Raw genomic sequence first — 11,049 nt, 5'->3', positions numbered from 1 at the left:
GGGATTATCTGCTAACTGCAGGATCGTTCAAGTCTTCTTAAACGATCGGCATTAGACGACATTCGTCAGCCTTTTTATTGCCAGTAAAAGCCCGTCGGCTCTAGCTTCTCTGCAGTTCCTTATACCTCCACTCCCAAGAGGGAGGAACGACTGAGTTGGGAATCTATAGCGGTTTCAGTGATCTACGAACAACCTCAATTCTGATAACGGTCGCAAAAAATTTTCACCTGTCGACTTTACTGTATAAAGAAACAGTATATACTGAACTTATATACAGTATTGTTCAGTTATACAGGTAAATAAAAATGCTGGCTCATTTAAGTGTTAATAATTTCGCTATTGTTAAGTCTTTACAGCTAGAACTATCTAAAGGCATGACAACAATCACCGGGGAAACTGGTGCGGGTAAATCTATCGCTATCGATGCTTTAGGCTTATGTCTTGGGGGAAGATCCGATGCAGGAATGGTTCGACAAGGTGAAGAAAAAACCGAAGTCAGTGCCGCTTTTTTACTTGAGAACAATCTGCATGCAACCCGCTGGTTAGAAGACAACGAATTGCTTGATGGCAGTGAGTGCATCCTGCGCAGAACCATCTCAAAAGAAGGTCGTTCTCGTGCATTCATCAACGGTAGCCCTGTCCCTCTTTCGCAATTGAAATCGCTAGGACAACTGCTGATCAACATCCATGGTCAACACGCGCATCACCAGTTGATGAAAAGCGATTACCAAATGGCCATGCTTGATCAATACGCAGGCCACTTGAACCTATTGAAATCGACACGTAATGCTTATCAAGCCTGGCGACAAGCGGATAACCACTTAAAAGAGTTACGTGAAAATAGCCAGCAAAACCAAGCTCAAAAACAACTTCTTGAATACCAAATCAAAGAGTTAAATGAGCTGTCTATTGGGGAGGAAGAATATGAAGACCTCGAACAAGAGCATAAGCGCCTCTCCAATAGCGGAGAACTGGCCACAACCTGTCAGCAAGCTATCGAGCTTATTTATGAAGGCGAAGAAGTTAATGCGCTTGGTATTCTGCAATCGGCCAATAACTCCTTAATTCAGCTAGCTGAGCTAGATGAAAGATTGGCCGAGTTACCGAACTTGCTTTCTGAAGCCATTATTCAGATCGAAGAGACCAACAACGAGTTAAGAACCTACCTAGACAGCATTGATGTTGATCCCGGTCGTATGGCTTACGTTGAGGAGCGTTTCTCTAAAGTGATGTCGATGTCTCGTAAACACCACGTGTTACCTGAAGAGCTGTATAAGCACCATCAAGACTTACTACAACAAGTTGAAGCGCTTGATTGCTCTGATGAAAAATTGGAAGAACTGGCAAACGAGGTAGAAAACCAATACCAATCGTTCGTGGCTAAATCCGAGAAGCTTCATAAATCTCGCGTTCGTTACGCAAAAGAGCTCAACAAGCTGATCACGCAAAGCATGCACGAGCTGAGCATGGAAAAAGCGCAGTTTGCCATTGAAGTGAACAACACCAACACGCACCCTTCCCCATTGGGTATGGATAACGTGACCTTCATTGTTTCGACCAACCCAGGCCAACCAATGCAGCCAATTGCTAAAGTGGCTTCTGGTGGTGAGTTATCACGAATCTCACTAGCGATTCAGGTGATTACAGCGCAAAAAGTGGATACACCAAGCCTGATTTTCGATGAAGTCGATGTGGGTATCAGTGGGCCAACCGCTGCGGTTGTCGGAAAAATGCTGCGTAAGCTGGGCGAATCTACGCAGGTGATGTGTGTGACGCACTTACCTCAAGTTGCCGGTTGCGGTCACCAACAGCTGTTTGTTGCGAAGAACACGAAATCAGGTAAAACCGAGACCCAAATGCACACGCTTGATGAACAACAACGCGTTTCAGAGCTTGCTCGACTGCTTGGTGGCAGCCAAATTACCGAATCGACACTTGCCAATGCAAAAGAGTTATTAATCGCAGCTTAGGTTACATATTCGGCAACTTTCTGATAATTTACCGAAAATTCTTGGCAATTTTGCAACTTAATTCAAAATTGCCAGTCATAACAAGCTCAAAGCGCAAGGAGCTTTTTACTTCTTGCTGGAGCTTGTTTATTATCAGGCAGTATTTTAGCGAAGAAAGATCTCAAACTATGCGAATTAAAAAGTGGTTAGTTGCAGTTCCACTTGCACTAACAATGTTGACCGGTTGCTCTCTACTAGAGAAGTTGGTTTATCGAATTGACATCAATCAGGGTAACTATGTTGAACAAGAAGCTGTCGATCAGCTCAAGTTTGGCATGACAAAAACACAAGTTCGTTACGTTATGGGCTCACCAATGCTTATCGAAAACGGCTACCCAGATACGTGGTATTACATTTACCACCACCAAAAAGGCCATGAAGACCCTATTCAGAAAAACCTAGTCGTTAACTTTGATGCCACAGGCACCCTAGTAACGATCAACGGTGATTTTGAAGCCAGTGATGAGTTCTTCGAAAGCCTTCGCTAGCTTTCAACCAACAAAGCTTTCCAGTCAACAAAGCTCTTAGCCGATAAAGCTATCAGTCGACAAAGCAAGAATCGCAAAAGCCTGCTAACACGAGCAGGCTTTTTAATATCTGCTAACAAATTAGCTGCGTTGTCTAACTAACAGGCACAAAAAAGCTCGCCAATATAGCGAGCTCTCTTCTTAGTTAAATTTGTTTGGCATTACGATTTAGCGGCGGCCGCTTTTGCTTGTTCAGCACGCTTACGACGAATCTCTTTTGGATCAGCCAACAATGCGCGGTAGATTTCGATACGATCTTTATCACGAACCGTCGCATCTAGCTTAACGTTACGGCTGAATACGCCAACCTTGTTTTTAGCTAAGTCGATTTCTGGATACAGTTCCAAAACACCAGACTGTGCGATGATCTCTTCAACGGTCGCGTTCTTGTTCACTACCAAGGTAAACACACGCTGCTCGTGCGGAAGCGCGAACACAACCTCTACGTGGATCATATCTGATTCAATAGTCATGGCTTAGTAAACCTGTTTCGCGCGTTGAGTAAAAGCACTGACCATATTGCTCGTCAGCTCATTGAAAACCTTACCAAATGCCATTTCAATCATTCGGCTAGAGAATTCAAACTCCAACTTAAGCTCAACCTTACACGCTTGCTCATCGAGCGGAGTAAAATACCAACCGCCCTGCAGCTTTTTGAACGGGCCATCCACCAGCTCCATCAAGATCTCAGCACCATCCGCTAAGCGGTTCGATGTGGTAAATGTTTTGCTGATACCAGCTTTAGAGACATCAACCGAAGCCACCATAGTTGAATCTGAAGATTCGATCACACGTGAACCAGAACACCCTGGCAAAAACTCGTGATAACGAGCAACATCATTGACCAAGCTGAACATCTGGTCGGCACTAAACGACACTAATGCTGAACGAGTAACCTTTGGCATATAGACTCCTGTTAAAGACAGCGTTACATTAACACAAACTGCAATTTTAATTGTATTGGGCCAGAGCGCAAATAAAAAGGATTCCCCAACTAGGGTGCAATCCGTATAATGAGGCCATTATGGCAAAGAATAAATCAAAATCAAAAGCCGGTAGTAATACCATTGCGCTTAATAAGAAAGCTCGCCACGAATATTTCATCGATGATGAGATAGAAGCGGGGCTTGAGCTACAAGGCTGGGAAGTAAAATCCCTACGTGAAGGCAAAACCAATATCGCAGAAAGCTACGTCTACATCCGAGACGGCGAAGCATTCATCAGTGGTATGACGATCACTCCGCTCACTCAGGCGAGTACTCATATCGTGGCGAACCCAACACGTATCCGTAAACTACTTATGTCGAGAAAAGAGCTCGACAACCTTATCGGTCGTATTAACCGTGAAGGCATGACACTTGTCGCAACCGCACTTTACTGGTCTCGCTCTTGGGCGAAGATTAAAGTTGGTGTAGCGAAAGGTAAAAAGCTGCACGATAAACGTACTGATATGAAAGAAAAAGACTGGGCGAGAGATAAAGCACGAATTATGAAGAGTAATTTGCGTTAATTTTAAGCACTTAAACGCACAGTGCTAGACAGGCAATGCTTTTCTGGTACTATGCAAATAACACTTGGGGCTGATTTAGGATTCGACAGGAATTTTGAAGTCTGAGGTGCATGCCGTGGGGCGGTTGGCCACGTTAAAAGCCGCAAAAAAATAGTCGCAAACGACGAAAACTACGCACTAGCAGCTTAATAACCTGCTCAGAGCTCTCTTACCCTAGCTTCCGCTCGTAAGACGGGGACCAATAAGAGATCAAACCCAAACTAGCTAGCGCGGATTCTCCCACCTGAGAGGAAAAGCGCGAATAACAATTCAGGTTAGCCTTTAACTAGCGTGTCGGTTCGCAGGTTGCTGGTGAAATTAAAGATCGACTAAGCATGTAGTGCCAATGATGAATGATTTTTGGACGCGGGTTCAACTCCCGCCAGCTCCACCAATCACTATAAGAGACTGAATTTAAACGATTTTTCGTTGATTCGGTCTTTTTTTTTGCTGTTTGGTACTGAAACAAGGTACTAAACTATGCGCTACCTAAACCTCTCCAAATCTGGCAACTGGCACTTTCGATTCCAAGTTCCGACCCAACACAGATACCTCTTTGATGATCGCGCAGAAGTAAAAAAGTCACTGCGAACTTCGGACAAACAGGCAGCCATCATCCAAGCACTACAGTTTGAACTTGAGATCCGCACCTCCATCAAACATAGTCAGCCCTACTCCGCTAAAAATAAATCAATACCTAAGCAACAGAGCAACCCTGCCATAGCCCTGAAACGCTCTCAATCGCTGGTTGCATTCAAGTGCTTAGAAAAGTACCGAGAGTCGAAGAAAGACCTTGTAAACCCTAAGACCGTCGAGATGGCTTATGCCAAATGCTATATCGTGCTGACACTGCTCAAAGCCAAAGGCATCAAAGATATTCGCAGACTCCAAGCAGAAGAAGCCCGAACCCTGTTAAGCCAATACCCTATTAATGCCAAAAAGCATAAGAAATTTGATGGCTTGAAAGGGCAACAGCTAATCCGAGCTAACAAGAAGTATCAACTCCCTACCCTTAGCCCAGAAAGCGTGAAAGATTACATCCAGAAATGTTCATCATTCTTTGAGTGGTGCTTACAGATGGAGATGACTGACATCAACCCATTTAAAGGGATGAGATTCAAAAAGACTCGTAAGGACAGTGAAGCTAAAAACGCCTATAGTCATGCTGAGCTTCAAAAACTCTTTAGCACAGAGATCCACACCCAGAAAAAGTACAAACACCCACATTACTACTGGCTACCACTCTTGGGTTTATACACTGGCGCACGCTTAAACGAACTGTGTCAACTGTATAGAGAAGATATCTTCAAACAGGATGATACATGGGTAATCAGGATTGACGATAAGCTCACTGGACAACGGCTCAAGAACAACAGTAGCCGCAGGTTAATCCCCATTCACGACAAGCTTTTACAGTTAGGATTCATTGATTACATTAGCAGCGTGCAACATGAGCGTATTTTCCCTGCCCTTAAACAAGAACGTGATGGATTCGCTACTGCTGCGTCCAAATGGTTTGGGCGGTTCAAAACAGCGTTAGGGTTTGAACGTGGTCATGACTTCCATTCTTTTCGCCATACTGTCGCGACACAGCTTAAACATGCTGAGACCTCTTCTGTTCTTGCTGGTGAACTCTTAGGGCATTCTCAAAACAATATCACCTATGATAGGTACGGCAAAGGCATGTGCCTTAGAAAACTGAAACAAGCAATTGACGTTATCAAGGTAATCAAATAACTCATTTCAGCTCCGGAAAGTGTTTAGGTAGCGGTCAAGCTTCACTAGAAAAATTTAGCCAACAGGTTGCGGGGCAAACTCCACCCACCAATTGTGCAGCAGCCTGTTGCACAAATCAGTTTGACTCACTTATGCACCTTTATGAGTTAATGCGATCTAAAACGAGTTCTTGACTATCAAATTTTGCGATAATTAAATGAATCGAGGCAAAGAGAAACCGCTGAACCTCATCATTATTTGTATGGCGTTAACCAAGACATTGTCGCGTTGACATCGTCCATATAATAAATCTTATATGCTAAGGCTAAATTGTTCTAAATTTGAGTAAGAATGTATATGTTCAGAATAAATGATTCTATAAAATTTTCAGAAAAAGAATATGTTATCAGTGAGTTCTTAGGGCAAGGAGGGATGGGGCATGTGTTCAAAATTGAAAACACAGATGACGGATCCAAACTAGCCATTAAATCTCTTCAATACTTTCTTCCCGATGATGATAATTATCGTTCGTTATTTAACGAATGGGAACAAGCTCAAACAGTTAAGCATGAGAATGTTATTAATTATGTTGGTTTCCATAATGGTCTCTCAGAACCCAACACTCCATATTTAGTGATGGAACTAGCCAATGGTGGTTCGCTTGAAGACTTTCTTAAATCTAAGAGTACATTATTATCTGAGAGTGAATGCTTAGAAATTTTCCACCAGATAATCAATGGTATGGAAGCTGTTAATAGTGTGTTGGTCCATAGGGATATTAAACCTGACAATATTTTTATTAACAATGGTGTATTTAAAATAGCTGATTTTGGTCTTGCTAAAGTAGCTCAAGACAAGACCCGTTCTCGTACATTTAAAGGTTGGGGAACTGAACCATATATCGCTCCTGAGGCATATCGTTCAGATAAAAACACCATACAGATGGATATGTACTCGATCGGACATGTTTTTTATCAAATAGCAGCTTTAAAACATGCTTATGGCTGTCCAAATAACTGGGAAGAAGCTCACTTAACTGCTGTTCCAGAGTCATTGTCAGCGGCTAACCCAAGTATTTCAGCTAAGGTTTCTGCTGTTATTAATAAATTAATTGCTAAAAAACCTAGTCACCGCTATGAATCTTGGGATTCTGTAAGACAAGATTTATACCGTTCTGCGCAGAATGTTAGTGAAAACAAAGAAGTAATTAATAAAATCCTTGATAGTAAGGTTTCTCGAGATCTTGAACAAGAAAGAAACTTATCAGCACAACAAAAATTAGCTGATGAGAAAAAGAGAAAATCAGACATCCTAGACTTTCAGTTTAACAATGAAATTGTAATGCCTCTGAAAGCCTTTGTTGAAGATTTTAACAGAGTTTCAGGTAATAACTCTTTAATGAAGTTAAAAGAGCAATCTGCCTACGGAAGTTTATCCTGTCAGTTACTATTTGATGGTAAAGAGGTAAATATTTACTTTGCTCATATTAGCGACAGTGATGTTATGGAGTCATATGGCGATAATATGTGGGGTGAACGGGTTCTCCACCGGACTCAGCCATCGTTACAACAAAAACCAGTTTTGGGTTGGGGAACAATCGAATGCCTTGATGGCCGCGGAATAAATATAGTGTTGGTTGATTCAGATCAAGATGAATATGGCGACTGGTACGTGCTTAGGAATAAGGTCTCAAGCTTTGGCAGAAGAAGCGAACAGCGTGCAGACCCTTTCGCGTTTTCCAGCAGTGAACTTGTTAAAGAAATTCACCATGTTGGCGCCATGCACATATATAGCACGCAGGTAAAACAACTTGATATCAAAGAGGTCTTAGAGTTTGTCTCTAGCGCATTTTAAATTTGGTAGTTGATATTTACCATATGGTAAGTGCTTAAAGTCTCAAGAAGGTTTGTCCAAAAGTAAGCTCGATTTATTCTGCTATATGCTCGCATGTAGAGTATAAATGAGCAGCCAAACGTAGTGCGGCAGGTATTATGAAGTAACTCTTCCTATCTGAAGAGTTACTTCTAATTATTTACACTTAAGTTTAGGTGACGCTGCTACCAAATAGAGGGCTATGCTTTCAACAATCTGCTTCGCTTTGCTCTCATTGTCTTCCTGTATCATCTCAGTGTCCATTGGAATATCATTACCATCGATTTGATCATTCAACATAATTGCAGATAAATGAATATCGACCACGGAGCATAACCATTCAAATTTATGTGTTCTTTCCTTTTTATCTTTATCTTTATCTTTAATGAATTCAACTTCCTCACAATAACTAATAACCATTGACAATATATCTTTATAACGTCGGTCCCTTTTTGATAACTCCTTAGCCGCCTTCAACTTTGATCTATCTATTCCTATATTAATACTATCCAAAAATTCCATAGTGTTTATTTTAAACATATTAAATGCTCAGATATTTTCAAGGGGTTTGGGGCTCCCCCAACAAGATGGACTAATTAAGCGAAGCAATTGTCCTATCTTGAACCCTGAGAAAATAAATACTTTTGCGGTAATTTAATTTAAGTAATACACTAAAATTAAAATGATAAAGAACTGGACAGTTATAACTCAACCCGTAAAGTTCGGAAGTAAAGGTGTTGCATCTCGAGAGCGTTACTTAACATCGAAAAATCACCCAAATCATAAAAACACAACCGAGATTCATTCGATTATTGGCGATGAATATACATCGCGATATATTGATTTAATCGGTGAGCAATATCGACTTCGTCAACAGATGGGTAGGAAACCCGGTCGGCATTTATCATCTTTTGCGATGGAATATTGCTTAACGTTACCTAAAGATGTAGCGACACCTAATAACGAACAGTGGAATAAGGTCATAAACTACTGTTGTACATCATTATTCAACATTTGTAATTTGGAAGAACAGGATAAATATTATTTTAAAAAGAATATTAGAGCTGTATTACATCGACAAAACAAAAACATTAGCACAGGAAGTGGTGACCACGTTCATCTTATAATTGGTAAAGTTCTGGCAGGCAAAAACACGCGAATACTTAAGGAATTACAGCAAAAAAAAGCCACAAAGGCTTTAAAAACTGCATTCAATATCGCTGTTTTAAAGTATATTGGCCTGAATTTTAGAGACTATACTCCATCTGAATTAAGAAAATTTAAAAAATTAGAAATATGGAAGCATTATCAATCTAAAGATTTAGAAAACTTAAAGAATATAGAAAGGATTCAAAAGCAAGTCGATAAATGGTTTTCTGCCTTTGCCGAAAAGGATAATCGACAATTCAATCGAATAAACAAGTCTTACTTATCATTAGTTAATAGTAGTTCTTACAATAGCCAAGAGACTATAAATAAGCTAGAGGAATCACTAAATCAAATTGAAGTTGTTTCAGGAAGAAAGTTCAAACGATAAAAACACAGAAAGCTCCGAACTGCCATTTCAGTATTCGGAGCTTTCTGTGTTTTTTAGTTTCGTTTTCTTAGAGATATTTCGTGCTGATTTCTAGGTAGAAGAACAACTGCAATAGGAGGATTAGCTAACTCCTGCATATACTTCAAAGATTCAGAAATTTGCGCTGCGGTAAACCTTCCAGAAAACAACTTGGTTAAAGGTGTTTTCCCTATAGGTTTTCCTCCATTATCACGGATACACTTCACAATTCCTTGATAAACAGCCCTTGAAACCTGCAACTTTTCATTTGCGATAACTGATTGAATCTCAGTATTATAAATGTACTTAACTGATTGTTGCCAATAGTCAATCCATGCCAAAGCTGCATCAAGGTGATGCTTCTCAATAACTAAACTACAATCCGTAGCGGCAAATATCATCGCATACATAGAAGTATAGTGCCTAGCTCTGACTAATAAATCAGCTTCAATTGAGCCTCTTGCTCCAAGATTTCTTAGTCTAGAATAGTTTTCCTCCCATAATTTTCGATATTCATCAGAGTAGGTAAGTTCTCTCTTTTCCTCATTACACCAAATGAGAACCCTCTCTAGGCTTTCCGCCAATTCCTCTAGTACATCTTCTCTCATACACTTAGGAAAAGGTACGTCAGGCTGCCTCACACCATAAAAAATTGGGAACCGATTTAAAAAACCATTAGATATCTCGATGAAGCTCAGCTTTTCAGTTAGTTCCTTAGGGGTAACGTGGGCATAAATTACAACATGTGGTTTCTTACACCCAATGCGATTAAACTTCGTCAAAGGTGCCAGTTCTCCTCCATCGAATAAACACCTAATCGTTGAGCTTAAAGTACTACTTCCACTCTTGGACTTCGCAATCACATTAAAAAACTCTTCTTCAGTCACAAACAATCGTTTATCCAAAACCCCTTCAACGATATTTCCGTCACTATCTTCTGAGTCATCTCTAATACTATTAACCAAGCCTTCTGATGAGGATAAACCTCCCGAATGCTCAGGTGAAAGGATTTGTAGATCATTGATAAAAGGTTTTACAGCACGAAATTGCTTAGATGAAAGGCCTTTCCCCTCTCCTGTTCCCGCAACCATGAGAGCATTGCACCGTGGTTCAGTTTTTGTTGCGCCGAAACTTGTAGTTACTTGACCTCTATTAATTGAAGCGCTTAAAAAAGATATTACTTCTGCTCCCATAAATTCAGGTATTGCTTCGGTACTATCTGATAGTTTTGCCATAAAGTCCCCAACAAGACCATAACGACCTTTATCATCTAGTTGTGGTTTGACTTTAATTAAGTCAGCACTTTCATTTTTCATCTTCTTCTCTTTTTAATTTTGACAAATTTAGGGCGAAAAAATCCTTAGGAGTTTCACCCTAAATATTATTAACTTTGTGTTTTTACTTAATAATCGATATGACGTCTAACATCACATCCATAGAATAATCCTTCGAGTAAACATCTGCGGTAGTATTAATACTATGTCCAGCAAGTTGTGCTCTTTTTTCTAGTTCCACGCCTGATTTTTTTAGTTCATCGATAAAACTATGCCTAAAGGAAATAAGATTTTTCCCTCTTCCAAGATTCAGTTTTTTCCGCCAGTATGCTGACCACTTACTGGCCTTGTAGCTCAGTGGTCTACCTTTCTGCTCCGATTCAGGAAATAACTTTCCTTTTTTCTCAACTGAATAGGGAATAAAGCCCAATTCGATTAAATTAGGGTGCAAAGGCACTAACCTACCACTGCCCGGTGTTTTGTATTCATTTGGGCGTTGTTGCCTAAATCAATTGAACCTTTTTCGAGTCCTGCGATCTGATCCTTT

11 protein-coding genes and 1 other RNA gene are annotated in these 11,049 nt (G+C 40.5%); 7 read left to right on the top strand and 5 right to left on the bottom strand.

Translation table 11 applies throughout. The features are described from left to right. Positions 1-305 precede the first annotated feature (305 nt). Positions 306-1,970, top strand: coding sequence for a DNA repair protein RecN (gene recN, locus ACED46_RS20375; protein ID WP_371722299.1), 1,665 nt, complete (start codon positions 306-308; stop codon positions 1,968-1,970). Positions 1,971-2,137: 167 nt separating this feature from the next. Next, positions 2,138-2,497 (top strand): outer membrane protein assembly factor BamE, encoded by a 360-nt coding sequence (bamE, locus tag ACED46_RS20370; RefSeq protein WP_004735159.1) that lies wholly within the window; start codon positions 2,138-2,140, stop codon positions 2,495-2,497. 200 nt (positions 2,498-2,697) lie between these two features. Here bamE and ACED46_RS20365 read toward each other — a convergent pair whose 3' ends face one another. Both ACED46_RS20365 and ACED46_RS20360 read right to left on the bottom strand, forming a co-directional pair. Continuing rightward, complete coding sequence (locus tag ACED46_RS20365) at positions 2,698-3,009, bottom strand: RnfH family protein (RefSeq protein ID WP_004735158.1); 312 nt, start codon at positions 3,007-3,009, stop codon at positions 2,698-2,700. 3 nt (positions 3,010-3,012) lie between these two features. Beyond that, positions 3,013-3,441 carry an SRPBCC family protein gene (locus tag ACED46_RS20360; protein WP_004735157.1) on the bottom strand — a complete coding sequence of 143 codons (429 nt, stop codon included), beginning with the start codon at positions 3,439-3,441 and terminating at the stop codon, positions 3,013-3,015. A gap of 119 nt (positions 3,442-3,560) precedes the next feature. On the opposite strand from ACED46_RS20360, the gene smpB reads away from it, so the two are divergent. The 4 genes from smpB to ACED46_RS20340 all read left to right on the top strand — a co-directional run bounded on the left by smpB (position 3,561) and on the right by ACED46_RS20340 (position 7,655). After that, positions 3,561-4,046: an SsrA-binding protein SmpB gene (gene smpB, locus ACED46_RS20355; RefSeq protein WP_004735156.1), complete on the top strand. Its 486-nt coding sequence runs from the start codon at positions 3,561-3,563 to the stop codon at positions 4,044-4,046. A 66-nt stretch (positions 4,047-4,112) separates the two neighbouring features. Then, positions 4,113-4,479, top strand: a transfer-messenger RNA (tmRNA) gene (ssrA, locus tag ACED46_RS20350). An 86-nt stretch (positions 4,480-4,565) separates the two neighbouring features. Beyond that, the gene (locus tag ACED46_RS20345) at positions 4,566-5,822 is read left to right on the top strand and encodes a tyrosine-type recombinase/integrase (RefSeq protein WP_371722298.1); all 1,257 of its coding nucleotides are present in this window, start codon (positions 4,566-4,568) and stop codon (positions 5,820-5,822) included. A gap of 336 nt (positions 5,823-6,158) precedes the next feature. Beyond that, complete coding sequence (locus tag ACED46_RS20340; protein ID WP_371722297.1) at positions 6,159-7,655, top strand: serine/threonine protein kinase; 1,497 nt, start codon at positions 6,159-6,161, stop codon at positions 7,653-7,655. A 174-nt stretch (positions 7,656-7,829) separates the two neighbouring features. Here the strand turns inward: ACED46_RS20340 and ACED46_RS20335 are convergent, their stop codons facing one another. Continuing rightward, on the bottom strand, positions 7,830-8,213 hold the full coding sequence (locus tag ACED46_RS20335) for a hypothetical protein (RefSeq protein ID WP_371722295.1): 384 nt from the start codon (positions 8,211-8,213) through the stop codon (positions 7,830-7,832). Positions 8,214-8,355: 142 nt separating this feature from the next. Here ACED46_RS20335 and ACED46_RS20330 point away from each other — a divergent pair, with 142 nt between their 5' ends. Beyond that, entirely contained in the window at positions 8,356-9,210 is an 855-nt protein-coding gene (locus ACED46_RS20330; RefSeq protein ID WP_371722294.1) for a hypothetical protein, read from the top strand. 53 nt (positions 9,211-9,263) lie between these two features. On the opposite strand, the gene ACED46_RS20325 is transcribed toward ACED46_RS20330, so the two are convergent. Together ACED46_RS20325 and ACED46_RS20320 are read right to left on the bottom strand one after the other, a co-directional pair. Further along, complete coding sequence (locus tag ACED46_RS20325) at positions 9,264-10,544, bottom strand: hypothetical protein (protein ID WP_371722293.1); 1,281 nt, start codon at positions 10,542-10,544, stop codon at positions 9,264-9,266. A gap of 82 nt (positions 10,545-10,626) precedes the next feature. Continuing rightward, a complete protein-coding gene (locus ACED46_RS20320; protein WP_371722292.1) occupies positions 10,627-10,953 on the bottom strand; it encodes a hypothetical protein in 327 nt (108 codons plus the stop codon). Between the last annotated feature and the right edge of the window lie 96 nt (positions 10,954-11,049).

It is taken from the genome of Vibrio sp. 1S139, assembly GCF_041439475.1.
GTDB lineage: Bacteria > Pseudomonadota > Gammaproteobacteria > Enterobacterales > Vibrionaceae > Vibrio > Vibrio crassostreae_C.
This window is presented reverse-complemented; position numbering and strand designations above follow the sequence as displayed.

Bases quoted from the DNA above. Each gene is read 5' to 3' on its own strand.
- ACED46_RS20365 (WP_004735158.1), bottom strand. From the start codon at position 3,009: ATGACTATTGAATCAGATATGATCCACGTAGAGGTTGTGTTCGCGCTT.
- ACED46_RS20325 (WP_371722293.1), bottom strand. From the start codon at position 10,544: ATGAAAAATGAAAGTGCTGACTTAATTAAAGTCAAACCACAACTAGAT.
- ACED46_RS20330 (WP_371722294.1), top strand. From the start codon at position 8,356: ATGATAAAGAACTGGACAGTTATAACTCAACCCGTAAAGTTCGGAAGT.
- ACED46_RS20360 (WP_004735157.1), bottom strand. From the start codon at position 3,441: ATGCCAAAGGTTACTCGTTCAGCATTAGTGTCGTTTAGTGCCGACCAG.
- bamE (WP_004735159.1), top strand. From the start codon at position 2,138: ATGCGAATTAAAAAGTGGTTAGTTGCAGTTCCACTTGCACTAACAATG.
- ACED46_RS20335 (WP_371722295.1), bottom strand. From the start codon at position 8,213: ATGTTTAAAATAAACACTATGGAATTTTTGGATAGTATTAATATAGGA.
- ACED46_RS20345 (WP_371722298.1), top strand. From the start codon at position 4,566: ATGCGCTACCTAAACCTCTCCAAATCTGGCAACTGGCACTTTCGATTC.
- ACED46_RS20340 (WP_371722297.1), top strand. From the start codon at position 6,159: ATGTTCAGAATAAATGATTCTATAAAATTTTCAGAAAAAGAATATGTT.
- recN (WP_371722299.1), top strand. From the start codon at position 306: ATGCTGGCTCATTTAAGTGTTAATAATTTCGCTATTGTTAAGTCTTTA.
- smpB (WP_004735156.1), top strand. From the start codon at position 3,561: ATGGCAAAGAATAAATCAAAATCAAAAGCCGGTAGTAATACCATTGCG.